The organism is Mucilaginibacter boryungensis (genome assembly GCF_015221995.1).
In the GTDB taxonomy this organism is placed as follows: domain Bacteria; phylum Bacteroidota; class Bacteroidia; order Sphingobacteriales; family Sphingobacteriaceae; genus Mucilaginibacter; species Mucilaginibacter boryungensis.
Genome location: NZ_JADFFM010000001.1, coordinates 2,054,787 through 2,080,055, shown reverse-complemented (window position 1 = coordinate 2,080,055; position 25,269 = coordinate 2,054,787). Strand labels below are relative to the sequence as shown.

22 protein-coding genes are annotated in these 25,269 nt (G+C 42.4%); 12 read left to right on the top strand and 10 right to left on the bottom strand.

Annotated features, from left to right (window positions below; all coding sequences use genetic code 11):
- Positions 1-5 precede the first annotated feature (5 nt).
- Together IRJ18_RS08665 and IRJ18_RS08660 are read left to right on the top strand one after the other, a co-directional pair.
- Complete coding sequence (locus IRJ18_RS08665; RefSeq protein WP_194105789.1) at positions 6-1,172, top strand: sensor histidine kinase; 1,167 nt, start codon at positions 6-8, stop codon at positions 1,170-1,172.
- An 8-nt stretch (positions 1,173-1,180) separates the two neighbouring features.
- Entirely contained in the window at positions 1,181-1,888 is a 708-nt protein-coding gene (locus IRJ18_RS08660; protein WP_194105788.1) for a LytR/AlgR family response regulator transcription factor, read from the top strand.
- 6 nt (positions 1,889-1,894) lie between these two features.
- Here IRJ18_RS08660 and gpmA read toward each other — a convergent pair whose 3' ends face one another.
- Positions 1,895-2,584 carry a 2,3-diphosphoglycerate-dependent phosphoglycerate mutase gene (gene gpmA, locus IRJ18_RS08655; RefSeq protein ID WP_194105787.1) on the bottom strand — a complete coding sequence of 230 codons (690 nt, stop codon included), beginning with the start codon at positions 2,582-2,584 and terminating at the stop codon, positions 1,895-1,897.
- Positions 2,585-2,691: 107 nt separating this feature from the next.
- Between gpmA and IRJ18_RS08650 the strand changes: the two genes are divergently transcribed.
- Together IRJ18_RS08650 and IRJ18_RS08645 are read left to right on the top strand one after the other, a co-directional pair.
- On the top strand, positions 2,692-3,279 hold the full coding sequence (locus IRJ18_RS08650) for an acetate uptake transporter (protein ID WP_194105786.1): 588 nt from the start codon (positions 2,692-2,694) through the stop codon (positions 3,277-3,279).
- A gap of 145 nt (positions 3,280-3,424) precedes the next feature.
- Positions 3,425-3,808, top strand: a complete 384-nt coding sequence (locus tag IRJ18_RS08645; protein WP_194105785.1) for an SRPBCC domain-containing protein — start codon at positions 3,425-3,427, stop codon at positions 3,806-3,808.
- Between the two features lie 71 nt (positions 3,809-3,879).
- Here IRJ18_RS08645 and IRJ18_RS08640 read toward each other — a convergent pair whose 3' ends face one another.
- From IRJ18_RS08640 to IRJ18_RS08630, 3 genes are all read right to left on the bottom strand, one after another.
- Positions 3,880-4,947: a fatty acid desaturase gene (locus IRJ18_RS08640; RefSeq protein ID WP_194105784.1), complete on the bottom strand. Its 1,068-nt coding sequence runs from the start codon at positions 4,945-4,947 to the stop codon at positions 3,880-3,882.
- 113 nt (positions 4,948-5,060) lie between these two features.
- On the bottom strand, positions 5,061-6,968 hold the full coding sequence (locus tag IRJ18_RS08635; RefSeq protein WP_194105783.1) for a tetratricopeptide repeat-containing sensor histidine kinase: 1,908 nt from the start codon (positions 6,966-6,968) through the stop codon (positions 5,061-5,063).
- 10 nt (positions 6,969-6,978) lie between these two features.
- Positions 6,979-7,494 carry an acyl-CoA thioesterase gene (locus IRJ18_RS08630; protein ID WP_228072644.1) on the bottom strand — a complete coding sequence of 172 codons (516 nt, stop codon included), beginning with the start codon at positions 7,492-7,494 and terminating at the stop codon, positions 6,979-6,981.
- A 212-nt stretch (positions 7,495-7,706) separates the two neighbouring features.
- Here IRJ18_RS08630 and IRJ18_RS08625 point away from each other — a divergent pair, with 212 nt between their 5' ends.
- Together IRJ18_RS08625 and IRJ18_RS08620 are read left to right on the top strand one after the other, a co-directional pair.
- Positions 7,707-8,384 carry a toxin-antitoxin system YwqK family antitoxin gene (locus IRJ18_RS08625; protein WP_194105781.1) on the top strand — a complete coding sequence of 226 codons (678 nt, stop codon included), beginning with the start codon at positions 7,707-7,709 and terminating at the stop codon, positions 8,382-8,384.
- 63 nt (positions 8,385-8,447) lie between these two features.
- A complete protein-coding gene (locus IRJ18_RS08620; RefSeq protein ID WP_194105780.1) occupies positions 8,448-10,298 on the top strand; it encodes a chloride channel protein in 1,851 nt (616 codons plus the stop codon).
- A gap of 59 nt (positions 10,299-10,357) precedes the next feature.
- Here IRJ18_RS08620 and IRJ18_RS08615 read toward each other — a convergent pair whose 3' ends face one another.
- Positions 10,358-11,629, bottom strand: coding sequence for a DUF1501 domain-containing protein (locus tag IRJ18_RS08615; RefSeq protein ID WP_194105779.1), 1,272 nt, complete (start codon positions 11,627-11,629; stop codon positions 10,358-10,360).
- A gap of 29 nt (positions 11,630-11,658) precedes the next feature.
- Entirely contained in the window at positions 11,659-13,638 is a 1,980-nt protein-coding gene (locus IRJ18_RS08610) for a DUF1800 domain-containing protein (RefSeq protein ID WP_194105778.1), read from the bottom strand.
- A gap of 314 nt (positions 13,639-13,952) precedes the next feature.
- On the opposite strand from IRJ18_RS08610, the gene IRJ18_RS08605 reads away from it, so the two are divergent.
- From IRJ18_RS08605 to IRJ18_RS08595, 3 genes are read left to right on the top strand one after another with little or no spacing between them, the layout of a single operon-like run.
- Positions 13,953-14,726: an ABC transporter ATP-binding protein gene (locus tag IRJ18_RS08605; protein ID WP_194105777.1), complete on the top strand. Its 774-nt coding sequence runs from the start codon at positions 13,953-13,955 to the stop codon at positions 14,724-14,726.
- A gap of 5 nt (positions 14,727-14,731) precedes the next feature.
- Positions 14,732-16,429, top strand: coding sequence for a hypothetical protein (locus tag IRJ18_RS08600; protein ID WP_194105776.1), 1,698 nt, complete (start codon positions 14,732-14,734; stop codon positions 16,427-16,429).
- Positions 16,430-16,469: 40 nt separating this feature from the next.
- Positions 16,470-18,878, top strand: a complete 2,409-nt coding sequence (locus IRJ18_RS08595; protein ID WP_194105775.1) for a S9 family peptidase — start codon at positions 16,470-16,472, stop codon at positions 18,876-18,878.
- Positions 18,879-18,956: 78 nt separating this feature from the next.
- On the opposite strand, the gene IRJ18_RS08590 is transcribed toward IRJ18_RS08595, so the two are convergent.
- Positions 18,957-19,844 carry an SMP-30/gluconolactonase/LRE family protein gene (locus IRJ18_RS08590; protein WP_194105774.1) on the bottom strand — a complete coding sequence of 296 codons (888 nt, stop codon included), beginning with the start codon at positions 19,842-19,844 and terminating at the stop codon, positions 18,957-18,959.
- Positions 19,841-21,373: an alpha-L-fucosidase gene (locus tag IRJ18_RS08585; RefSeq protein WP_194105773.1), complete on the bottom strand. Its 1,533-nt coding sequence runs from the start codon at positions 21,371-21,373 to the stop codon at positions 19,841-19,843. Before IRJ18_RS08585 ends, IRJ18_RS08590 begins: the two co-directional genes overlap by 4 nt.
- Positions 21,374-21,423: 50 nt before the next feature.
- Between IRJ18_RS08585 and IRJ18_RS08580 the strand changes: the two genes are divergently transcribed.
- A complete protein-coding gene (locus tag IRJ18_RS08580) occupies positions 21,424-21,885 on the top strand; it encodes a DUF4268 domain-containing protein (RefSeq protein WP_194105772.1) in 462 nt (153 codons plus the stop codon).
- Between the two features lie 114 nt (positions 21,886-21,999).
- On the opposite strand, the gene IRJ18_RS08575 is transcribed toward IRJ18_RS08580, so the two are convergent.
- Together IRJ18_RS08575 and IRJ18_RS08570 are read right to left on the bottom strand one after the other, a co-directional pair.
- The gene (locus IRJ18_RS08575; RefSeq protein ID WP_194105771.1) at positions 22,000-22,398 is read right to left on the bottom strand and encodes a YtxH domain-containing protein; all 399 of its coding nucleotides are present in this window, start codon (positions 22,396-22,398) and stop codon (positions 22,000-22,002) included.
- A gap of 180 nt (positions 22,399-22,578) precedes the next feature.
- Positions 22,579-22,770 carry a cold-shock protein gene (locus IRJ18_RS08570; protein ID WP_194105770.1) on the bottom strand — a complete coding sequence of 64 codons (192 nt, stop codon included), beginning with the start codon at positions 22,768-22,770 and terminating at the stop codon, positions 22,579-22,581.
- A 207-nt stretch (positions 22,771-22,977) separates the two neighbouring features.
- Here IRJ18_RS08570 and IRJ18_RS08565 point away from each other — a divergent pair, with 207 nt between their 5' ends.
- Both IRJ18_RS08565 and IRJ18_RS08560 read left to right on the top strand, forming a co-directional pair.
- The gene (locus IRJ18_RS08565) at positions 22,978-23,319 is read left to right on the top strand and encodes a hypothetical protein (protein WP_194105769.1); all 342 of its coding nucleotides are present in this window, start codon (positions 22,978-22,980) and stop codon (positions 23,317-23,319) included.
- Between the two features lie 205 nt (positions 23,320-23,524).
- Positions 23,525-25,204 carry a GH39 family glycosyl hydrolase gene (locus IRJ18_RS08560; protein WP_194105768.1) on the top strand — a complete coding sequence of 560 codons (1,680 nt, stop codon included), beginning with the start codon at positions 23,525-23,527 and terminating at the stop codon, positions 25,202-25,204.
- Positions 25,205-25,269 lie beyond the last annotated feature (65 nt).

Sequence of the window (25,269 nt, the reverse complement as noted above, 5' to 3'; positions counted from 1 at the left end):
TGTACATGCTGCGCTTTAAAGCTACTTACGTTATCCATGCGGCCGGCTGGCTGCTATTCCTGATATTTCCCCTACTATTCCTGAATGACGGGTTGAAAGGTAACAGCACGTGGGTATTGTTCGCTTCATCATATTACTGGCTGTTTTGCCTTACCTATATGGTGATGTTCTATTTTAACCTGGGGTACCTGATCCCTAAATTATTGCTGCGCAAAAAGTATGTCATCTACAGTCTGATTATTATTTTCCTGTTGGGATGTGTTTACTTCCTGCAGCCATTTGATAAGTTATTAGCGCATAATCCACGTGTACAGGCGCAATTGGCTGCACAACAGGCAGCGACAGCACATCAGCATTATTTAGATAGCGTAAAAGAAAGCCATCGCTACTTTGGCCCTCTTCCCCACCAGGACCTGCGTATGCAAGACCCAACAGTAAAACCGGCAACAGGTATTAGTCCGTTGCTGGCACACTCGCGTAATATTGATACCATAAGTTTGGTGATCTTTGCCTTGATGATGGCATTGAGTATAGCCATAGGTACTGTGCAACAATGGCAAAGTACCGAGCAGCGCGTAGTGAAAGCCGAGGCTGAAAAAGCCAATGCCGAACTCTCCTTCCTGAAGGCGCAGATAAACCCGCATTTCCTGTTCAATACGCTGAACAATATTTACACGCTATCCATCAGCGATAGTGAACACACATCAGATAGTATAATGAAGCTATCTAACATTATGCGCTACGTTACCGATGAGGTTAGCGAGGATTTTGTGCTGCTACAGGATGAGATCAATTGTGTAAATGATTATATTTACCTGCAACGCTTGCGCCTGGGTAAAAAAACCAAGGTAAGTTTCAAAATAACAGGTACCATTACTACGCAACGCATTGCCCCATTGATATTGATACCGTTTGTAGAGAATATGTTTAAATACGGTATAAGCAAGCAGGAAGAGAGCGCCTTAAATATTGAATTGGTAGCCGAGGCTCAAACTATTACCTTTTATTGCTCGAACAGAGTTTTTAATAATCAGTCTAAAAACCCTGAGCGTGCGGGCGTAGGAATTGCCAATACCAAACAAAGGTTGCAATATATTTATCCCAAAAAGCATTTGTTGAATATTGAGGAAAAGAACAATATATTTAAAGTGAAGTTAACTTTACATACCTGATATTACACATGGCACCTTTAAAATGTATAGTTATTGACGACGAACCACTGGCCCTTGAGCTGATGTGTAAATACATTGGCAATTTCTCGCAATTGCAATTAGTGCGATGCTTTGAAGATGCGATATCAGGTGCTGAATTTTTGGCCAAAAACCCCATAGATGTACTTTTTGTAGATATAAATATGCCCGACATATCGGGTATAGACCTGGTACGGTCATTAGCCGAGAAACCTATGGTAATATTTACCACAGCTTACAAAAATTTTGCTTTTGAAGGTTTTGAATTAGAGGCTTTAGATTATTTATTGAAGCCTATTGATATTACGCGGTTTGGTAAAGCCGTTGAAAAAGCTGTTGAATTTCAGCAATATAAAACGGCGCAGGGAAACGCAAGTCAGCAAGAAAGTTTATATGTATATTCGGAATACCGCATGGTTAAAATAAACCTGAACGAGATAGAATATATAGAAAGCATGGAGGATTACATTAAGATCCATACCTCCGCGTCGCCTAAACCCATACTTACCCTTATGCCGCTGAAAAAGGTTTTGGAAAAGTTACCGGTCAATCAATTTCAGCGGGTGCACCGTAGTTTTGTGGTGGCCACCGGTAAGATCAAATCCATCCAAAACCGAAAAATACAATTGGCAAACGCCGAACTACCCATTAGCGACAGTTACAGCAATTTTGCGAAAGAATGGGTAAAAAAATATTAAATAGGCTTATTCCAGGTAATAATGCTTAATAGTGTTTAAGCCCTTGTCCAGTTCATAAACCCAGGGGACAGCGGTAGGTATTTCTAATTTGGTTACATCTTCATCAGATAGGTTATCCATGTATTTAATTAATGCCCGCAAACTATTGCCATGCGCGCAAATAATTACCTTTTGGTTTTGCCTGATAATCGGTACAATGATCTCGTTCCAGAAGGGTAACACCCTATCCATGGTTTCGCTTAGGTTTTCGGTTAGTGGTATTTCCCTGTCGGTTAAGTCTTTATACCTTAAATCATGACCAGGATAACGCTGATCTTCTTTAGTCACTGCCGGCGGGTGTTCGTTAGGGTCGCGGCGCCATTTTTGCACTTGCTCTTCGCCATATTTAGCTATGGTTTCATCCTTGTTCAACCCTTGCAAAGCCCCGTAAAAGCGTTCATTTAAACGCCACGATTTGGTTACCGGTATCCATAAATGATCCAATTCTTCCAATATATAATGCATGGTTTTGATAGACCGTTTCAGCACCGAGGTAAAACCAGCATCAAAATTATAATCATATTTTTTCAGCACCTGCCCGGCTTTGTGGGCTTGCAGGCAGCCATCTTCGCTCAAATCAACATCTGTCCAGCCTGTAAAACGGTTTTCGTGGTTCCATAAGCTTTCGCCATGGCGTATTAAAACAACTTTTTGCATACATCATTATTAACGGCAAACAAACCTGCCTGTTTGTAAAAATACTTGATAATTATTTGCAAATAAATTAGATTGCCACTTCAATCTCCATTTAAACCTAAAATAATATGATCCCTACAACACCTGTACCTGTAAAGGATGGCATTGCTAATCCTGCGCCGCTTGGCCTGTGCGCCTTCGGCATGACCACTGTTTTACTTAATCTGCACAATGCGGGCTTCTTTGAATTAAATTCGATGATATTAGCTATGGGCCTTTTCTATGGCGGTCTGGCACAAGTTGTTGCTGGCATTATCGAAGCTAAAAAGAACAATACCTTCGGCTTAACTGCATTTACTTCTTATGGGTTCTTTTGGCTATCACTGGTTGGCCTCATTGTAATGCCTAAATTAGGCTGGATAGATAAAACTTCCGGGCCTGCGTTTTCCGCCTATCTTGCCATATGGGGCCTATTTACCTTTCTTCTGTTTTTCGGCACATTAAAACTAAACCGGGCGTTGCAATTTGTATTTGCAACTTTAACCATATTGTTTATCCTGCTGGCTATTGATAAAGCTACTGGTAATGAAAGCATTAATCATTTAGCGGGTTATGTTGGTATAGTTTGCGGTGCATCAGCCATTTATACCGGCATTGCTAACGTATTGAACGAAATTTACGGCCGGGTTGTATTGCCTATCGGCCCGGTTGCGTAAGTATATTCAGATCTTCCACATTTTGTCATTGCGAGGAACGAAGCAATCGCACACAGGCAGAGTGGACAATATATGTCCCCGATTGCCACTTCGTTCCGCTTCCCGCAATGACATTTTTTGTTTATAATTCCGTTACTTTGCCATTGTGAAAGATTACAAAAAATATTACCTGCTTCCCGCAACTCCTGAGGAAATTTATACTGCGCTAACCAATCCGTTCACTATAGAATTATGGACAGGCGAACCGGCAATAATGTCTACCGAACCAGGCTCGGAATTTTCCATGTGGGATGGTAGTATTGTGGGTAAGAACATTGAGTTCATTGAAAACAAAAAGATAGTTCAGCAGTGGTATTTTGATGGCCAGGCCGATGCATCTATTGTAACCATTAAATTGCATCCGGACAAAGACGGAACATCTGCCGAACTGAGACATACCAATATACCTGATGAAGCTTTTGATGACATTAGTGAAGGCTGGAACGATGCTTATTTTGGTGCATTGGCTGAATTTTTTGAAGGGATATAACCGTTACCCTGATATTAAACATAAAACAGGAAAGCCGCTTTACGCGGCTTTCCTGTTTTATATCCCTTACCTTAAATCGTTACCGGCTCATCAGCTAAAACACCTATCGCAGGAACAGGAATCGGCGCCACGGTAAGATGCTCGGCGTAAAAACGTTTCTTGCAATCGTGATATTCACTTACCGCGCCAAAAAAATTCATGGTTTTAATAAAATACCAGGCCAGGTCAACCTGGTGTGGTTTAAAGCCTGAACGCGCGCTTTTCGGGTACAAATGGTGGTTATTATGCCACTCGCCCGCTACAATGCCCGGCCAGGCCTGGTTAACCGACATATCATCACGGTTGTAGTCGATACCCTCGCGGCGTTTATCCTTGCCTTTGCCATGGCCTTCGTAATTAAACGTACGTACACCTACCGCCCAAACACCGGCTGCCCCAAATAAGGTACAAGCCAGCGCATGCCCGCCAATCAGAAAAAATACAAAGTACCAGAACGACCAGCTTAAAACAACAGATAAAACTGTGCGCAGCGGGTTGGCCAGCGTTCCATATTTTTGATATTGAGCAAATGTGTTTACATCTACACCCGTATGCTTCATCAGTTTAACACATCTGCCATAATCTTTAGCATCCATTGTCCGGGCTATTGGTTGATGATTAACATCAGCCAAAAAGCAATAAAGAAAACCGCCTGTTGCGTTATACGGATCGCCCGGCTGATCTGATTTAGCATGGTGTACATGATGTGATATCACATAAATTTCTTCGGGTATGATCTTAATAGTAAGATTTTGTGTAAAAAAACGCCAAAAGCCATTGCGGAACTTATAAGCACGATGGGTGCAATAACGATGATGCCAAATGGTACCATGTGTGCCTAATACTATCATGCTGTAAACAAAAGCTGCAATTAATAATTTATAAGTGAAGAATTTAAAAATGAAAAGGAATAAGCATGGGGCTAATATTAACACCATGGTCCAGCTCATAAAAGAAAGCCAGTTTTTTTTATCGCGAAAAATGTTCAATCTTGAAAAAAATTCGGTAATGATTTGTTTTGGGGACGGTTTAATCAACATACCTGTTTTGTCCTTCCATCCATAAGAAGGCACCTCCAGCACACTATCTAAAAATGTCATTAAGCTTTAAATTAGGGTTTAATCAATATCGCAAAAATTGCAATTTGTGTAAGATAAGGTTTTTAATGTAACCTACACATTAATTCTAACATTAATAGCTGTTGCTTATAATGTTACCGCCCTGAAGCAGCAAGCGGTAAAGGGAGCGTAAAATAAAAACAGCATCCCTGGCCTGCTATGGCCTCAACCCTCAGTTCGCCTTTATTTAGTTCTATTAATTCCTTACAAAGCAATAAACCCAGGCCTGTACCAGTTTCGCCCGACGTACCCCTTTGCGAAAAATGCTGGTTGGGCATAAACAATTTTTCAGCTTCAGCAGCATTCATCCCTACCCCATTATCGTCTACACATATTTCCACCTTGCCGTTTTTAATTTTAGAGGTAACTATAATGCGACCGTTAGGATTAGTAAATTTTATGGCATTACTAATAAGATTGCGCATAATTACCTTTATGTGGTTTGGATCGACCCATACATTGATTGAATCGTCGCAATTATTAATTAAGGAAATATTTTTGTGCTGTAATTGATGTTGAAAGGTTTCCTGCATTTCATCAGTTACTTCGCAAATGTTTATAGCAATAGCAGATACATTCTGACCTTTTATCTGATTTCCTGCAAAATCTATCAAGTTAGCCAGGGTTAATTCGGCCCCCTTTACGATAGGTGCAATTTCTAACATTAATTTTTTTACCTCGTCTGCAGTGAGATAATCGTTTGCAAACATATCGGTTATACCGGTTAAACTGGCAATTGGCGTACGCAGGTCGTGCCCAATAATGGCAAGCAGTTTATCTTTTAATTTATTTACGTTTTCTAAATCGGTACGCTGTATCTCTATTAGCTTTTTTTGCTCAAAAAGCACCTTATGCTGTGCCTGTAACTTTGTGTTTAACTGATGCTTTTGTTTATAATAAACAAATATGACTATCATAAAAGTTAAGGCGATAACTAATAATATTACCAGTAACGCAATGGTTCGGTGCTGGGTATGTATCAGGGCTTCGTTGGCGTTGTTATCAATATTGGTCTGTTCAATGCGGTTAAGCTTATCATTCAAAACAAAATAATCTTTAATAAGCTTAAGCGATTTCTCGTTATTTAAAATAGCAATCTGCTTGTATATTTCATTGGTTATGCCTTGCATTTGCATGGCTTGCCGCAAATTTCCTTCCTTTTTATAAACTTCTTTTAGAACATTTAATGCCCGTAATTTTAATTCCGGCGATCCTATCGTATCGGCCAGCAAATAGCCCTTATTAGCATAAGCGGTTGCTTGCAATAAATTATTTTTTAATACAAAAAGCCGCGATTGATCTATCATTAAAACCGATCGCAGGCGTTTATTGTGCAGGGTTAAAGCTATTTGTCTGCAGGTATCTAAAGCACGTTCTGTAGCATCAATCCGGCCTTGTTTAAGATATATTTGACCAAGCCGGCTATATAGTATCCCTATTAAATTATCATTTTTAGTAAGCCGGCTGTATTTAAACGCGGTATCAATATATCTTAAGCCCTTTTTAAAATCGCCCTCCGCATTGCATAATGATGTATACTCAGTATATATTTCGGCCTTACCAGCTATATCGTTACCGGCTAACTTAAGCGCCAGATCAAAAAAGTGCGCGGCCGTATTAAAGTTCTTAAGTTCGGTATAATTACGTGCTATATTGCGGTAACAGCTTGATAATGCAAGTTTGTCGGTTTTTAAGTATGGTACTGCCAGGGTTAAATAAAACTGGCTTACCGGCAAAAAAGATTGCACCCAATAGCTTACGCCAATAATATTAAAACTGTTGCCTACACCTAAGTCGTACTTTATCCTTTTTGAATATACCAATGCCTGTTCAGCTATTTTCCGTGCGGCATCCGGGTCTTTTAAAACTAACAGGCGGGATTTTTGCAGAAGTAACTTTATGGTGGCAATGTCGGATGCCACAGGTATACTATCCTTCTTCGCAGCAGGGAAAGCATGGAACGAAAATGATACCAGTAAAAATAAACCCAACCAAAGCTTCATGCAAAAGGTGTTATTTTTTTCGTGCTTTATTAATTTGTATTACGCAACGTTCACCTTTAAGGTTCTGTTTACATTCATCTAAATCCATTTCCTGGTTATTTTGCCTGGCCTTGTCTATGGTATTTTGTTTTTCCTCCTTACGCCGGCGGGCTTCTTCAAACCGCCTCACCTGTTCCTGATTTTCCAATATAAGGCCGGGTACTTCCACAGGCTTATTTTGTTCGTTTTTAGCAACCATGGTAAAATAGCTGGTGTTGGTATGTTTTATCACATTGGTTTTTACGTTTTCAGATATCACTCTGATGCCTACCACCAGCGATGTTCTGCCTACATAATTTACCGATGCCATAAGTGATACCAATTCGCCAACCTCAACAGGCTCCAAAAAGTTAACGGTATCGATAGATGCTGTAACACAGTAATTACCAGCATGTTTAGCGGCGCATACATAAGCTACCTTATCCATTAATGACAGCAGGATACCCCCATGTATCTTCCCGCCAAAATTGGCATATGAAGGGATCATTAATTCGGTGATGGTAGTTCGGGAAAAGTGTACAGACTTGTATCCTTGTATATTTTCAGGTGGTCCGGGCATTGTCAACAGTATTAAGAGGTTACAAGTTTAAACAACATAAAGGGCATTTCTGCAAACGGGCTGTTATTTATTTTAGCAGCTATTAAACCACTTGAAATTATGGTGTCAAACATAGTATATTGCCTAAAATCCCAAGCTAAGTGAAAATTATTTTCTTTACCATCTGCACCTTATTATTGTCTTTGTCAACCCTGGCCCAGGAAACCCTTTTGCAGGCACAAAAACTAACTAAGGATATTGTATTAATATACAATGTGTTAAAGGATAATAAACAAATAAAGGATGGATTGTTCCAGGCCAGGTATCAAAAAAGCAAAGCATTGGCCAGCGGGCTTTATAGAAATGATAAACGAGTGGGCGTTTGGCATTTTTTTGACAAGCAGGGCACATTGACACAAAATTTTGACTATGACAACAACAGGCTAACCTATGAGGCCCCGGACGATAGTAATTTCACCTATGTAATAGATAAAGATTTTAAACAAACCGATACGGTCACCAAACCCATTAGAATTGGTGGTAGATGCTATGGTTATATCCCTTACTTATTACTTTTTCAGAAACCGGCAGACTTATTGTATTATGATAGAGAATCCATTTCAGTTACGCTTGAACTTTTGATAAGCCCGGCCGGGAACCTGGCCGATTACACTATACACCTGTCAGGATTTGAGTATAAGAATGATTTAAATGTGAATATCAACTTACTTAATGCCGAAGATAAAATATTCGTCCCTGCTACCATGAATGGAGAACAAATTGCATCGCGGATCCTTGTCCGATGTAAGATGGACAATATCGGCAGATTAGTACTTTAGTTATAAGTTAAACTATTTTGTCATTTACTTCAACAATAGTTTAATTTTGAAGAAAAAAGGTAAGTGAGCGACTATAAGAAATTAAAAAAATTCCATAGCTTTTTTAAATTTAAAAGGGATTTCAGGGCCAACAGTATCCGTAACGTGAAAAGTTACGAGATTGTATTGCTTTGGTTGCGTAAGTTTCTTACACGTACCCAGTTTTTGATCTTATCGGGTATACTAGTAGGTATTACATCTGGCTTTGCAGGTGTATTGCTAAAAAGCCTTGTACATTATATTCATTATCTCATCACCGCCAAATTTCAGTTCGAGCAGCAAATTATTTTTTACATAGTTTTCCCTGTAATGGGTATAACACTTACTGCGCTGGTAGGTGTCATATTTTTTAAAAAAGGCCACGAACGGAAAGGGATACCCGCCATACTGTATGATATAGCGCAAAATTCAAGTATGGTGCCCCGGGTAAAAATGTATTCTCAAATTATTCAAAGCGCCCTCACAATTGGTTTAGGCGGCTCAGCAGGGTTAGAAAGCCCTATAGCAGTCACCGGTTCGGCCATTGGTTCTAACTTTGCCAAAACCTACAACCTTGATTATAAGGATCGCACCCTTTTATTGGCTGCGGGGGCCACAGCCGGTATTGCATCGGCTTTTAACGCACCTATAGCGGGTATTATGTTTGCCTTCGAGATTTTGCTTACCGGGGTAGTATTTACCGATTTTATTCCGCTGGTAGTGGCCGCTGTATGCGGCAGCCTTGTTTCGCGTATTGTTTTAAAGGAGGAAATATTATTTCAGTTTACCGCCAGGCATGCTTTTAACTATAAAAACATTCCATTTTATCTGGTATTGGCATTGGGCTGTGGGTTATACGCGCGTTATTTTGTGGTAACATCGCAATGGGTTGAGCACCAGATTAAAAGATTAAACTTACGCCCCTTACAAAAGGCTATTATTGGCGGCGGCATCCTTTCTCTGTTATGCCTGTTGGTCCCGCCTTTATTTGGCGAAGGTTATCAAACTATAAAGGCCCTTACCAATGGACATATTAAAGAAATTGTCGGCGTCAGCTTCCTTAAATATTTTGATTATCGCGCCTGGTTTGTGTTGCTTTTTCTGGGTTTTATTTGTTTGTTAAAGGCTTTTGCAACATCTGTAACCATTTTTAGTGGTGGCTGCGGGGGTAATTTTGCCCCATCGCTATTTGCCGGCGGTGTATTTGGTTATTTTATTGCAGTGTTATGTACGCAGTTAGGTATACAGGATGTGCCCACTACCAATATGATATTGGTTGGAATGGCCGGCGTAATGAGTGGTGTGTTATATGCCCCGCTTACGGCTATATTCCTGATAGCTGAATCCAGTTCGGGGTATGATCTGTTTATCCCGCTGATGATTGTCTCTGTAATTTCCTACCTGATCGCCAAACGGTTTTCACCAATATCGCCCGAGTTAAAAAAACTTGCCGAAGAAGGCCAGATATTTACCCGCGAACACGACAAAAATTTACTATCGTTAATGCATACCTATGATCTGGTTGATAAAGATATACAGGTAATTGATAAACACGCTACGTTTAACGAATTGATAACCCTGATAAAAACAGGTAAACGAAATATTATTGCAGTAGTTAATAAAACAGGTGGATTAGAAGGTATTATCCGGCTTGAGGATGTGAGACCTGTGATGTTCAATAAGGAACTGTACGAAAGCCTCGACGTACAAAAAATTATGATCACCCCTCCCGCTGTGATCGATTTAAACGACGACGTGCGTGATATTATAAAGATATTTGATGAAACAGGTACCTGGAATTTACCGGTGATTGCAACAGGTAACTTTGTGGGCTTTATTTCAAAGTCGGCTATACTGAACCGCTACCGGGAGTTACTTAAGGAATACTCAACTTAAAATAAAAAGCCCTCCGGATAATATCAGGAAGGCTAATTTATTCATAGGTGGGTGTCGTTTTATCCTTTCATTACGCCTATCTTATTACCTTTCCAGTCAGGGAATAAAACCTGGTCGTTGTTTATCTTCAGATGCTTGTCTGCAACCTCACTAAACACACTGCGGAAGTCGGTAGTAACGGCTAAATCGCGGCCGTCTTCAAGGTTATCTACCGATAACGGTTTAATATCGCCATGAACAATACCGCCATTAACATCGGCACCTAATATAAAGTTACATGATGCACGCCCGTGGTCGGTGCCGCCGGTGCCGTTTTGGTGTACTGTACGGCCAAACTCAGTCATGGTCATTAAGGTCACATCATCCTGGTAAGCGCTAATATCATTCCAAAAAGCTACAATACAATTACTCAAATCGTTTACGTTACGGGCAAAAATACCGGTATCGCTGCCCTGGTTAAAGTGTGTATCCCAACCGCCCGATTCGGTGAAGGCAATCTCCAGCCCAACATCCATTTTTATTAGCTGTGCAATTTGTTTAAGTGAATTGCCCAGGGCTGTATTTGGATAATTGGCATTAGCAGCAGGCTTATAATTCCTTACATCGTTTTTTTGCAGCATTTTAACTGCATCAAAACTTTCCTTACCGGTTTCCTTTAACAGGCCCGATGTTGTTTGCCCATAAAGGTCTTCAAAGCTTTTAGCCGCCATGTTGGCGCCGTTAGGGTTACCGCGCATCTGGATGGCAAAATCCTGAAGGTTACTGATAGCCACTGACGGATGATCGCCGTAGAATGAACGTGGCAGCGAAGAGGTTAAGCTAACTGCCTGGAAAGGCGTAGCAGCATCGTGTCCCAATAAACCTACTGCCCTGTTTAGCCAACCGCTGCTGGTACCTTTGTTGAACGGTGTACCTGCTTCCATATAATCCTGCGCATCAAAGTGCGAACGGGTGTTATTTGGCGAGCCGATACCATGCACAATGGCTAAGCGTTTGTCTCTAAATAAAGGTTCAAACGCGCTCATTGACGGATGCAGGCCAAAACGGCCGTCCAAATCTATCAATGGCTTTTGGTTGCCTCCTTTGGCGGCCGATAAAAACAGTGTCGGTCTGGCGGCTTTCAGGTTTTCATCGGTAAATGGCGTTACGGCCATCAGGCCATCCATAGCGCCGCGCTGAAAGATGCAAACCATTATTTTTTTCTTTTTATAAGGGCCAACAAATTTACTGCTGGCAGCGGCTTCGGCTAAAAAAGCCGGGATACCGCCCATCAGGCCGACACCCAAAAGTGCCATACCGCCCGATTTTAAAAAACCTCTTCTTGATACCATGATCTTGTATGTTGTTTTAATAGGGTAAATTATCTTCTTTGAAACTCGGGCGAACCAACTATAATACCAACTACCTGCGATAGCATGCTGTTATTGCCTGGGGCGTTAGCCATAGCCTGGTAACCATTTTTGCCAAAGTTTTTACGCGCCCCTTTGCCTTTTGGCATATCTGCATTTGCCATCATCATATCCTGGCTCCCCGTCATATCTGGTGTTGCAAGAGGCGCCGATTTATCGGCCGCGTCGCTTATTTTTTTGCTCAGGTTAGGGTCATTCAGCATTGGTGTTAACTGCTTTACTGTCGCGTCTAAATTGCGTTCGGGTAATATCAGTTTGCTGTAAATACCTAGGGCCGCTTGCGGGCTTTCAGGTTCGTGATGGTTGTTTAATGCCGCAAGATCAATGCGTACACCAGGTATCCGCTGCGATGCCAGCGCTAAACCAAAATTCATACGGTTTAACAGGGCGCCTGTATTTATCCAGTACTGTCCTTTATCAGGGAAACCTGTTGGTGCCTGGTAAGCATATAATTTCTGGCCCATTTTATTGGCCCAGCTATACAATTGATATGGCTGGTCTATCCGGGCGTTTAAACCGCGTACCGAACTGATCACCAGTTCAAAAGGCGATTTGGTTTTTTCGCGTATAGATGAGGCGCTCCAGAATTCGGGGGCCGATACCATAGTGATCAACACTTCGCGGATATCGCCGTCTTTATCTTTAAAAGTTTTAGCCATTTTATCCAGCAGTGTTTGCGGCGGGGTATCGCTTACAAAACGTACAGCCAGTTTGCGGGTAATAAATTTAGCTGTTGATGGATGGTGTGCCAGCATGCTTAGCAGGTCTACCCCTTCCTGGTAACCTTCATTACCAAAATGGTGGCCTAAAACAACTTTATTGCCAGTATCATGCCTGTTTGGGGTGAAAAGAAAGTCACCATCGTGCACAAAGCCGCGTTCTTTCATTCTCTCCTCGCCACCCATTTTTAATAATTGCTGCATCATACCACCCGCGTTGCCATAGGTGCCCATTGGGTAAACCGTCCATCCGGTCAATACCCGGGCTGCCTGGGTAACATCGGCCTGGGTGTAGCCACCGTCTACGCCTAAAGTGTGCAGTTCCATTACTTCGCGGGCATAATTTTCATTCAGGCCTTGCGTTTTACGAGCCTTTTGAAGTTTTTGGATAGTCGCGGCCATTTGCGGGTTATCTGCTGCTTGTTTTTGCAGCATTTCTAAACGGCGTTTGGCTTGTGGGTTTTTATCCTGGTTAGCATTAGCTCCCGAGCTGGTAAAGTTATCCAGGTAATAAAGCATGGCCGGCGATTTTGCTGTGGCCAGCAACAGATCGCCAAATTTACCGGTTACGTTCGGGCGTATCACGTCGCGCTCGTAATCGGGTATAAATTCCGCGCAATCATTTTTTGTGGTCGATACATTAAAGTGGTTAAACCAAAAATCTGTCAGTACTTCATGTAACTGGTTATTACTATAAGCCGCACGTAGTACTTTTTGGTTATAAAACTGGCGAAATAATTCCTGCTGTGGCTTCATGCCCTTCTTTTGCATATAGCTTAGCAGCATATCGCGGTATTCCTTCTTATCTGTTTTAACCGAATCCTTGTTTACCAGGCCATCTTTTACTGCCATGCGTAATACAGCCCCGGCTTTAGGATAGGTTTCGGCTATCTCTTTATTACTTAGTTTAAGTGCATCATACTTATCCAGTAAGGTGTTTAATGAATCATCGGGCAGGTTGCCATCTAATTGCTGTTCAAACCACTTATCAAGCCCCATTTTAACTACCGCGTCAATTTGACCCGGAGTAGGCCCATATGTAAAACGACTAAGCAAATGCGCGGCGGCCTGTCGCTCGGTTAAACCTGCCTGCTTATATGGAAGGTTAATTTTTGCCTTCCCGGCACTGCGGTCGGTAAGGAATGATGATAGTACGGCTATTCCGCACAACATCATCACCAGCATGGTAAAGTATTTTAATGGGGTTTTCATAATAATGATACAGTTATTATCAGGTGATTTACGTTCAGTATGACGTAACTAATTTTATTAGGTTTAATTGCAAATGAAAAAATTATGAAATTTTTATGACAAATCAATTCTGTCCTTAATAACGATGGGTTTTGAGCCCCATCACTATAACAAGATAACAAAGAAATGTTTAATTATATACAGATTATTTGTAACCATTGTTGGTTCGTCATCATCTAAAAAAGGCATGATGGTCCTATTCCAAAAATCTTACAGACATATACCCTATCATTCATTTTTTTGTATCTTAACCAACAAAAAACTTACCCCGAATTATGAATGACAAACCGCTTATCCAGATAAAGAATCTGTCGAAATCATATGGTGATAAACTGGTATTAAAACATCTGACACTTGATATTTTCCCTGGCCAGGTTATCGGTTATATTGGCCCTAACGGGGCAGGTAAATCAACCACGGTAAAAATACTTACTGGTCTTATTCCCGATTTTAATGGAGGAGTAGTGGTAGATGGCCTTAATATGGCGACCAACCCGCAGGAGATAAAGAAGCTGATTGGCTATGTGCCCGAAAATGCCGAACTGTATGATGTGCTTACCCCTATGGAATACCTTGACTTTATTGGCAAACTGTATAATATGGAGGAAGGTGTGTTGTATGATCGTGCTAAGAAATTATTAGTGGCTTTTGGCCTGGGTGATAACATTAATGCGCGTATGGACACCTTCAGCAAAGGCATGAAGCAAAAAGTGTTGCTAATATCGGGCATTATCCATAACCCTAAAATTATTGTGCTGGACGAACCACTGTCAGGCTTAGACGCGAATGCCGTGATTATGATAAAAGAGTTGATCGTACGGTTGAAAGAAGAAGGTAAAACGATCTTTTACTGTTCACACATGATGGATGTGGTAGAGAAGGTGTCAGACCGTATCCTGCTTATTAATAAAGGCGAAATTATTGCCGATGGTACGTTTGAATCGTTAAAACAAAGCCATAGCGATACCCTGGAAAGTATTTTTGCCAAGCTAACCGGTCGTGAAAGTACAGGAACAGAGGCCGATGCTATTATTAACTCTTTTGATTGATAGCTATGGATAAAATATTTTTACGATTGATAAGGTGGTTCGATCCGGTAATGGCCGGGGCCGGGGTAAACATCCACCAGTTGAACGAGATACTCCGGATCAAACTCCTGATGGATAACCGTCGGCCACGCAACCTGTTCTCGACACGCAGGGGTGCAGCAAATGCCAGTAAAAAAGTTACCAACCCTTGGCTGGTTACCTTTTTCACCATGTTAATGGGTTTGTTTATTGGCATGCTGTTGTTTTTTAACGATATGCCATTAACGGGCCATACCTATTACTTTACCGTATTTATGGTGCTGATGTGCTTTACGCTTGTATCCGATTTTACTACGGTACTTATTGATACCCGCGACCAGTTCATTCTGCTTCCCCGCCCGGTTGATGACCGTACTATAGCGGTATCGCGCATATTGCACATTACCATTTATGTATTGAGATTGGCCTTAATTCAGGGCTTACCTGGTATTATTATGGTAGCTTTTGCCGATAAGAACGTGCTGGCAGCGCCGCTGATGCTGGTAGAAATACTGGAAGCTACATTCCTGTGCATCCTTATTGTTAATCTTATTTATTTGGCCATGATGCGGTCTGTTAATCCGCAAAAATTTAAAGACCTGATCAGCTACTTTCAGATAGGGTTTACCATCCTGATATTTGCGGTGTATTACTTATTACCACGCTTAATAGATAAATCGGCCCTGGCGGGTATGGACCTGCTGAGCCATTGGTGGGCCTACATTTTACCTCCGGTATGGATAGCGGCCCTTAACCATGTATTGGTCCATCCTTCACAAACTAATATTATTATCAGTTTACTGGCTATTTTAGGTTTTGTATCGCCACTGGCCGGGCTATGGTTTGTTGTAAAAGTACTTGCACCGGGATTTAACAAAAAGCTGGCGGTATTGGCTACCTCTGATAGTAATGATACTACTGCCGCGGTTAAAAAAATATATAAGCAAGATTTCAGGGATAAAGTGGCTAATTTTATTGCCCCCGACCCTATTGAGAACGCTGGTTTCCGAATTACCTGGAAACTGGCAGCCCGTACCCGCGAATTTAAAATGAAGGCTTACCCATCATTTGGATTTGTTCCGATTATGTTTCTGTACATCACATTAAGTGGCAGAGGGGCATCTATAGCCGATAAGTTTAACCGGATACAAAGCGGTCAAAATTATTTTATAGTGTTGTATTTAAGCACTATTGTATTGTCGTCGATGCTTACATATATTTCTCAGTCAGAAAAATATAAAGCATCGTGGGTTTATTATGCTTTGCCTATCGACCAGCCGGGTAAAATATTGTCGGGCATGTATAAAGCTATTATTTCGCTTTATTATCTGCCATTTTACTTCATACTGGGCACGGGCGTGGTATTGGTATGGGGCCCGCAGGTTATTAATGATGTGATATTGGCCTTTCTGTTATGTATGATGTATGGCGTATTAATAGCATTGTTCAGTGTTAAAGGCCTCCCTTTTTCAAAACCTGTAATGGCCAAACAAGGTGGTGGCAGGGCCGTTACCAATTTGGTTACCATGTCTTTAATTGGTGTATTAGGATATGCACATTATATGTTGAGGCATTGGGAAACAACAATTTGGATAAGCATCATCCCAATGTTAATACTCACCTGGGTTATGCTGTATTACTACCGCAGGCAAACATGGGAGAGCATTGAATTATCTGAAGTATAATCCCCTAAATATCTATAGCCAAAATTTAACTCAAGCTAATATGAAAAAACTCGCAATTTGCTTACTGCTAATGGCTTCCGCAGTTTATATAAAAGCTCAGGATGCCATTGGCTACCAAATGCCGCCAAAGGTAATGGCCGATTTGTTGTTGGCTAAGCCTACACCCGGTGTAAGCATCGATTCAAAAGCCGAATGGATGCTGCTGAACGAACGCAATGCTTACCCATCGGTAGCAGAACTGGCACAGCCTGAACTGCGCATTGCCGGGTTGCGTATCAACCCCAACAATTTCTCGCTGAGCAGGCAAACATTTATTAACAACTTTTCGCTTAAGAACATTAAGACCGGGCAAACCTACCAGGTGACCGGCTTGCCTTCGCCCCTTATGGCCGGCAATTTTAGCTGGAGCCCGGATGAGCGCAAGATAGCCTTCACCCAAAACAACCAAAAAACGGTTGACCTTTACGTGATAGATGTTGTTACCCACAAAGCAATGAAGATTAACAAGCGCGCGTTGAACACTGTTTTAGGCAGCGGCGTAACCTGGGCCGATAACAGCAGTTTGTTTTATCGTGTAGCCAACAAACCGGTAGCAATGGCGCCACCAAAGCCATTGACACCAAAAGGCCCAACCGTACAGCAAAGTTTAGGCAAAGTAGCGCCAAGCGCCACTTACGAAGATCTGATCAAATCGCCTTATGATGAGGCCTTGTTTGAGTTTTACGGCACATCGCAATTGGTGCGCAACAAAGGCGGTGTTGAAACGCTGATAGGTAAACCCGCTATTTACAGTTCAACCACCCTATCACCCGACAGGCAATTTATGCTGGTGAGGACTATCCGTAAACCTTTCTCGTACCTGGTGACCGACCGCGGTTTTCCATCCACTGTGTTTATTACAGACCTTAACGGGAAAGTATATAAGCAACTTGCTGTTTTACCATCAAGCGAGAACACGCCTTCTGGTTATGATAACACGCAAAATATCCCGCGCGGATTTGATTGGCGCGATGATGAGCCTGCAAGCATTACCTGGGCGCAGCCATTGGATAGCGGCCTGATAAAAAAGAAGGTTGATTTCCATGACGCTGTTTATGAATTAAGTTCTCCATTTAAAGGCGAGCCTAAAGAACTGTTTAAAACGCAATACCGTTACCGTGGGATTACCTGGGGCAATGCATCGTTAGCGTTAGTTACTGAAGGGATGCGCTCAAAACAGATCAACCGCGTATCTACGTTTAATACTACCACCGGCAAGCTGGAGACGCTTTACGAACGCAGCCAGACCGATGCCTATAATAATCCGGGCACACCGGTAATGTCGCGTAATAAATATGGGCGCGATGTGATACAAACAACCGATGGCGGCACTAAGATATTAATGAACAATCCTATCGGTGCCTCAAAAGCCGGTGATTTACCTTTCCTGGCTAAGTTTGATCTGAACACCAAGAAGAACGACATTATCTGGCGTTGTACCGAAGGCCATTATGAATATGTAGTTGATGTTTTAGATGCTGATAAACTGGTGCTGGTAACGCGCCGAGAGTCGCAAACGGAAGTGCCTAACTACTACATTAAAAACCTGGTACTACGCATAGCCGACAGGCCTATCACCAACTTTACAAACCCTTACCCGCAATTGGAAGGCGTTACTAAAGAGAAGATACATTATAAAAGGGCCGATGGCGTTGACCTGACCGGCGACCTGTACCTGCCAAAAGGCTACAACAAAGAGAAAGACGGCCCGCTGCCGGTGTTAATATGGGCTTACCCTGCCGAATATAACTCGGCTGCTGATGCCGCGCAAATCCGTGGTTCGAAAGACCGTTTTACGTTGATTGGCGGCGGCAGCCCGATATTCTTTGTAACCCAGGGCTATGCCATCCTTAATAACGCCGAAATGCCTATTGTAGCTAAAGAAGGCAAAAAGCCTAACGATAACTTTGTAGAGCAATTACAGTTAAACGCCGAAGCCGCGATTAACAAACTATCGGATATGGGCGTTGGCGACCGCAACCGGGTTGCCGTTGGCGGCCATAGCTACGGTGCATTTATGACGGCAAACTTATTGGCCCATACCAAACTGTTTAAAGCCGGTTTAGCTGAAAGCGGGGCGTATAACCGTACCCTTACCCCATTTGGCTTCCAAAACGAGGAACGCACCTATTGGGACGATCCGAAACTGTATTACGACATGAGCCCATTCAGCTTTGCGGATAAGATAAAAACCCCAATTCTGCTGATACATGGCGAATCCGACGATAACCCGGGTACTTTCCCTATTAACAGCGAGCGCTTGTTCGCCGCCATTAAAGGCCTGGGCGGTACCGTTAGGTTTGTTTATCTGCCATTTGAAGCCCATGGCTACCGTGGAAAAGAAAACCTTTTACACAAACTATGGGAGCAAAACGAGTGGTTGAATAAATATGTGAAGAACGCGAAATAAACCGCATGTCATTGCAACTACGCTCCTCGCAATGACAAATTGGTAGAATAAGAAAGCCGGTGCTTTGCACCGGCTTTCTTATTCTACTCCTTTCACATTCATCCTCAACGTATAAATTGCTGTTGAAGCGGTAATAAAAAGCAACTTCCTATCCCTACCGCCAAAACAAATATTTGCCGTCCAGGGCTCAGGGATATCAATATGCGCTATCTTTTTACCTGATGGGTCATATACTGTTACGCCTTTTCCGGTGAGATATATATTGCCTTCAGCATCAATGGTCATCCCATCCGAGCCCTGATTAATTAGGAGTTGTTTGTTGGTTAGCTTTCCATCTGCAGCAATACTGTATTTATATGTTTTATTAGCCTGTATATCTGCAACATATAGCGTATTTCCATCAGGGGTGCCAACTATTCCGTTTGGTTTTTTAAGCTGGTCATCGGCAATTACTGGCGAGCCATTTGGTGGCAGATAATATACTTTTTGCCCGTCAAGGTCGCTGGTTTTCCGGTCCCAGTAATCACGCTGATAGTAAGGATCGGTAAAATATATGCCGCCGGTTTTTCGGTTAACCCACAGGTCGTTAGGGCCATTAAGCCGGTGTCCGTCAAAGTCATTCACAAGCACTGTAACCTTACCATGTTTATTAATCGACCATAGCTGGTCCTGCTCATCTGCGCAACTGATCAGGTTGCCTTTCTTATCAAAAAATATCCCATTACTACGGCCTGCCTTATCCATAAACACGGATAGTTTGCCCTCGGTATCATACTTCCATATCTTATTATCCGGCTGGTCGGTAAAAAAGATATTTCCCTTCTTATCTACTGCCGGGCCTTCTGTGAAGTTGAACTGTTTGGAGATCAATTGTGGCTTTTGTAGGGTATCGTATAACAATTTACCCTGTGCCAAAACATTACAAGTAAAAGCACAAGCTATGATGGTAAAAATTATCTTCTTCATTGTTTCAGCGGTGGCGGTGGTGATAAGCTAACTTCCACGTTTCGATGATGAACACTGATGGCCCCTTTGTATAAGTCAAAATCGCTAAGCGCTATACAAGCATGTGAACCTGTTATCCGCAAACGTACTTTCCTTGCAGTAACCACATCAGGCAGGCGTATCAGTTTATTTGCACCGATGCTGGTAGTAGCAGCTATCTGCTTCCACTTATTGTCTCGCATCACATCAATAGCCACACTATCAATCCTTTGGCCCAATTTAATATTTTCACGTAATTGGATAATGTCAAAAGTTTTGGGAGTACGAAGGTCGACAAGTAACTGCGGCGTTTTTACATGGTCGTCTGTAGCCCAACAGCTATAGCGGTTAGCATCCAACAAAAATTGCGGGCCGTATTTTGCTTTATTGTTTCCCCTAATATTACTTGCTGTTAATTTTGCACCATTAGCCAGGTTAGTCTTAAACGTATTGTGCAGTAGCTCTCCGAATACGCGTAGCGATACTACATCTCTGCTATATAGATTTCCGCTTTTATCGGGCGCTAACCCCAAATCGAGACACGCCCCCCGCCCTACACTTTTAAAATACAGGTTAAACAAACTATCGGGTGTTTTAACTTTCTCATCCTGACTTTGGTGATAGAACCAGCCTGGTCGTAACGGCACATCACACTCGGCCGGCATCCAATACTTGCCATTGCGTTGTCCGGCCGTACCTTCCCAATCTTTTACAAAACCGTTGCCCGGGGTTTTACCTTCTTCGGGCGCATGCGGGGTGTAAGTGGCCCAATAGGTTTCACCGGCTTGTCCTTTCTCATTACCAACCCAGCGTACATCGGGGCCAACATCGCCAAATATTGCTGCACCCGGTTGTAGTTTTCGGGCCAGTCCCCAGGTGATTTCCCAACCGTAATAAGTTGAGCGGTCTATTTTTCTTACTTCTTTTGCCCCGCCGTAATACCCATCGCCGCCGTTTGCCCCATCGTGCCAAACTATAAATAGCGGGCCGTAATTAGTGTATAGCTCGGTTAGTTGTTTACGGTACACATCGGTCACATATTCGGGTTTGCCATATAACGGACTATTCCTATCCCATGGCGAACAGTACACCCCCATCTTCATCCCTAATTTATCGCAAGCTTCGCGGTATTCTCTTAGGATATCTCCCTTACCATTTTTATACGGACTGTGGCTGATATTATGTTCTGTAGTTTTGGTTGGCCATAAACAAAATCCATCGTGGTGTTTGGCAACCACAATAATGCCTTTAAATCCCCCGGCCTTTGCCGCGCCAACAATTTGCATGGCATTAAAATTTGTTGGGTTAAATATCGACGGATCTTCATCGCCATAACCCCACTCCTTGTCGGTAAATGTGTCTGGCCCAAAATGGATAAGGCAATACATTTCTGTTTCCTGCCAGGCCACCTGCGCTTTTGTCGGGACAGGTCCGTATGGTTTAGGTGGCGCCTGACCAAACGCCCGTGCGCACAATATGGCACACAACAAACAACTGATTAATTTTTTCATAGCCAAATCAATATCGGTCTAATTTAGTTGTTAATATTTATTATTGCAGCATGTTTTCAAAAGCGGAAGCTACACAATTACGACAGGAATTTTGGACAACTTTTGGCCGTTATTTACGGCCGCAGCTATCTGCCGATGGTGAAAAGGTGAACTGGATAAATTACAAAACCGGCATTAAGCATGTATACTTCCGCATGGAGGCCGAGAACAGGCTGGCACGTATAGGTATTGAGATAACCCACTATGATACGGGCATACAGGAACTGTTTTTTGAACAGTTTATGGAGTTAAAAACAATGCTGCATAGTTACCTGGGCGAAGAATGGGAATGGCAATTACACCATACCGATATGGAAGGTAAAACAATTAGCCGCATTTATAAAGAATTGCCTAAAGCCAGCATTTATAACCGGGAAGACTGGCCAAAGCTGATCAGTTTTTTTAAGCCGCGCATAGTGGCACTTGATGAGTTCTGGAGTATGGGCAAGTATAGTTTTGATGCGCTAAAATAAAAATTGAGCCCCGTAATTGAGCTCAATTTTTATTTACAACTGTACAATGCAAGTGGCTATATGTTATCCTCCTGCAATAATACGGTACAATGTGTGTGTTATATCGTACGGTTATTAAATCCCCTGCACATTATTACTTACATCATTAACTGCATTTTTTACTTTTGATCTGCCTTTGTTCAGCATATCTTCCCCAAAGTTGGTAGCCTGGTCGGTATAGTCATTAGCGCTGGCTTTTATGGAGCCGCGTAGCTGATCTTTATAATCAGACAAATTGCTCATAACGCCATTAACCCGTGATTTGGCGCGGTCAACCACACTATTGCCATAGCCTTTAAGGTCATTAGCCTTTTGCGCCGCTGTTTCTTTCGATTTTTCAACCAGGTCGTTCACGTAATCGGCAATGTCTCCACGCAGTTCGGTTCCGCTTGACGGGGCCAGTAATAAACCTATCGCCGCTCCGGCAGCAGCACCCACTAAAAGCGCTGCGATAATTTTAGCTTGATCTTTCATATTCTTTTACGTTATGTAGATGATATATATCTAAAAGATAAACAAAAACCTTGCCGCTATGCTTACGTTAGTTGCTTTTAACCAAAAAAACTACAAAGTGGCACGAGCATGCAATGCATAAAAAAAGCGCCCGACTTATTCAGTCGGACGCTTGAAACGATTTTGATGGTATTATTATACTTAGATAACTTTTACATTTACCGCGTTTACGCCTTTTCTACCGTTTTCAACTTCGTAGTTAACTTTGTCGTTTTCACGGATTTCATCGATAAGGCCTGAAGAATGTACAAATACGTCAGCACCACCGCCGTTAGGGGTAATAAAGCCGAAACCTTTTGTTACATTGAAAAATTTTACTGTTCCTTCGTTCATTGTATTGTATTATAAATTTTAAAGGACGCAAGGTAAACAAATAAATTAAATAAACGGTAATTTAAGCGTCCTATTAAAATTTGTGCGATTTTATTGAGATAAGTGTACTGCCAAAACAGCCAGATCACTATGATAGTTAATCTACAATAAATCTAATCTAACTATTTAGTAAATACCCGGGTTATTAACCGTAGCTTTACCCGCTACATGGAAGAAAGAAAGTACTTAACCACCTGGAAAAAATATTTGCCTGTTATTCGCCTGCATCTGAAAAGAAGCCTGAACGAAGACCAGAGTTTTAAATTGAACATTACCGATTTCGAATCAGCGGGCGACCGCGGCAAATCTGGCTATACTTTCAATATCAACATGGAAAATGGCCGTGTAATCAACAACATCAGCGGATCGGCCATTGCACGCGACCTGTTTGAACTGCTAAAGAACGATGAGGTAATTAGCGGTATTTTGCAGAACAGAAATGTAAAGATCAGCGTTGGAAAATCTTTCCTGCTAAGCATCAAAACCACGCACGTTTCGGTTTATAAATAAGCAAACCCATACCCAAAGCATTTATTTATAACAAACAGCCTTACATAGTTATTAAACTATGTAAGGCTGTTTGTTATTGCTTGCTATCATCCATCCTCCCCTGTCCCGCATTATGTAAATAATATGCTACAGCACGCTTAATTAATAAATGTATTTATTACATTTAAATAGTTTTTAACGCCAATTATTTACTGTAATAAACCTGATGAAAAACCTGTACCGTAAGGGGCTGCTTTTAGCGCTTGCTGTGTGCCTGTATAGTTACACTGATGCGCAAATACAACCTGATGTAAACGTTAATGTAGATATCAGCAAAACGATAGGCGATATGAAACCTATATGGGCCTGGTTTGGGCACGATGAACCCAACTACACGTATATGAAGGATGGGCGCAAACTGCTTACAGAGTTATCGCAATTAGGCCCTGTGCCGGTTTATATGCGGGTGCACAACCTCATGACATCTGGTGATGGTACACCAGCCCTTAAGTGGGGATCGACCAATATATATACTGAAGATGCCAACGGCAACCCTATATACAATTACCGCATTGTCGACAGCATTTTTGATACTTACATAAAGCGCGGCATGAAGCCTTTGGCACAATTAGGTTTTATGCCCGAAGCGCTTTCTACCCGTCCCCAGCCCTACCAGCACCATTGGAAACCAGGTATTGAATATAAAGCCATTGAAACAGGCTGGGCTTACCCGCCAAAAGATTACAAAAAATGGGGCGACCTGGTTTATAATTGGGTAAAACATTGTGTGAACCGTTATGGCGCTAAAGAAGTAGCCAGCTGGTATTGGGAAGTTTGGAACGAACCCGACGGCGCTTACTGGAAAGGCACCCCGACAGAATTTTATAAACTATACGACTATGCAGCCGATGGTGTAAAACGCGCTTTACCATCGGCCCGTATTGGCGGCTGCAATGTAACCGGCGGCGGCATGAAGTTTTTAACCGGCTTTTTGAACCACTGCTTAAAGGACACCAACTTTGTAACCGGCAAAATAGGTTCACCATTGGATGCGGTATTGTTTCACGCCAAAGGTTCGCCACGGATAAGCAATGGACAGGTGCGCATGGGCATTAGTAACCAATTACGCAATATGAACAATATGTTCAAGCTCATCAGCTCGTATCCGCAATTGAATAGCATCCCGGTTATCATTGGCGAATCCGACCCGGAAGGTTGCGCGGCCTGCGGCATGAACACTAATCCAGAAAATGCCTATCGCAACGGCACCTTATATTCCAGTTATACTGCTGCCTCCTTTGCAAGGGCCTACCTGCTGGCCGATCAGTATCATATTAACCTCATCGGCGCTGTTAGCTGGTCATTCGAGTTCGAAGACCAGCCTTGGTTTGCCGGCTTCCGCGATCTGGCTACCAACGGTGTAGATAAACCGGTGCTGAATGTTTTCCGCATGTTTGGCATGATGAAAGGCAAGCGTGTTGAAGTACAGGACGCGGCTATGTACGACACCAAACTGGTTGTCGATTCGGGCATCCGAAAACAGGCAGATGTAGGCGCATTAGCTTCTACAGACAGCAAAACAGCAGCGGTGATGTTGTGGAATTATCATGATGAAGACAATAACCGTGTGCCGCATAATGTGGTGTTACATGTAAATAACATCCCGGTAAAAACGGTGAATGTAACCTGCTACCTGGTAGATTGGGATCACAGCAATTCGTACGAGGTTTGGAAGAAGATGGGCTCACCGCAAAACCCTGCGGCAGAGCAAATAACTGAACTGGAAAAGGCCGGGATGCTGAAAATGAACGGCAAGCCGGTAAAAATGAATACAGCTAAAGGTACAGTAGGATTAAAAACAACTTTACAGGCGCAGGCTGTGGAGTTAGTTAAGATTGATTGGTAAAATGAAACTAAAAAAACATGTCATTGCGAGCGATAGCGTGGCAATCTCATAGCGCGCTAATCAAA

Bases quoted from the DNA above. Each gene is read 5' to 3' on its own strand.
- IRJ18_RS08660 (WP_194105788.1), top strand. From the start codon at position 1,181: ATGGCACCTTTAAAATGTATAGTTATTGACGACGAACCACTGGCCCTT.
- IRJ18_RS08575 (WP_194105771.1), bottom strand. From the start codon at position 22,398: ATGAAAGATCAAGCTAAAATTATCGCAGCGCTTTTAGTGGGTGCTGCT.
- IRJ18_RS08665 (WP_194105789.1), top strand. From the start codon at position 6: ATGCTGCGCTTTAAAGCTACTTACGTTATCCATGCGGCCGGCTGGCTG.
- gpmA (WP_194105787.1), bottom strand. From the start codon at position 2,584: ATGCAAAAAGTTGTTTTAATACGCCATGGCGAAAGCTTATGGAACCAC.
- IRJ18_RS08585 (WP_194105773.1), bottom strand. From the start codon at position 21,373: ATGAAAAAATTAATCAGTTGTTTGTTGTGTGCCATATTGTGCGCACGG.
- IRJ18_RS08570 (WP_194105770.1), bottom strand. From the start codon at position 22,770: ATGAACGAAGGAACAGTAAAATTTTTCAATGTAACAAAAGGTTTCGGC.
- IRJ18_RS08640 (WP_194105784.1), bottom strand. From the start codon at position 4,947: ATGACATTTTTAGATAGTGTGCTGGAGGTGCCTTCTTATGGATGGAAG.
- IRJ18_RS08600 (WP_194105776.1), top strand. From the start codon at position 14,732: ATGGATAAAATATTTTTACGATTGATAAGGTGGTTCGATCCGGTAATG.
- IRJ18_RS08560 (WP_194105768.1), top strand. From the start codon at position 23,525: ATGAAAAACCTGTACCGTAAGGGGCTGCTTTTAGCGCTTGCTGTGTGC.
- IRJ18_RS08590 (WP_194105774.1), bottom strand. From the start codon at position 19,844: ATGAAGAAGATAATTTTTACCATCATAGCTTGTGCTTTTACTTGTAAT.
- IRJ18_RS08615 (WP_194105779.1), bottom strand. From the start codon at position 11,629: ATGGTATCAAGAAGAGGTTTTTTAAAATCGGGCGGTATGGCACTTTTG.
- IRJ18_RS08565 (WP_194105769.1), top strand. From the start codon at position 22,978: ATGGAAGAAAGAAAGTACTTAACCACCTGGAAAAAATATTTGCCTGTT.
- IRJ18_RS08630 (WP_228072644.1), bottom strand. From the start codon at position 7,494: ATGATCCCTTCATATGCCAATTTTGGCGGGAAGATACATGGGGGTATC.
- IRJ18_RS08635 (WP_194105783.1), bottom strand. From the start codon at position 6,968: ATGAAGCTTTGGTTGGGTTTATTTTTACTGGTATCATTTTCGTTCCAT.
- IRJ18_RS08605 (WP_194105777.1), top strand. From the start codon at position 13,953: ATGAATGACAAACCGCTTATCCAGATAAAGAATCTGTCGAAATCATAT.
- IRJ18_RS08580 (WP_194105772.1), top strand. From the start codon at position 21,424: ATGTTTTCAAAAGCGGAAGCTACACAATTACGACAGGAATTTTGGACA.
- IRJ18_RS08595 (WP_194105775.1), top strand. From the start codon at position 16,470: ATGAAAAAACTCGCAATTTGCTTACTGCTAATGGCTTCCGCAGTTTAT.
- IRJ18_RS08650 (WP_194105786.1), top strand. From the start codon at position 2,692: ATGATCCCTACAACACCTGTACCTGTAAAGGATGGCATTGCTAATCCT.
- IRJ18_RS08610 (WP_194105778.1), bottom strand. From the start codon at position 13,638: ATGAAAACCCCATTAAAATACTTTACCATGCTGGTGATGATGTTGTGC.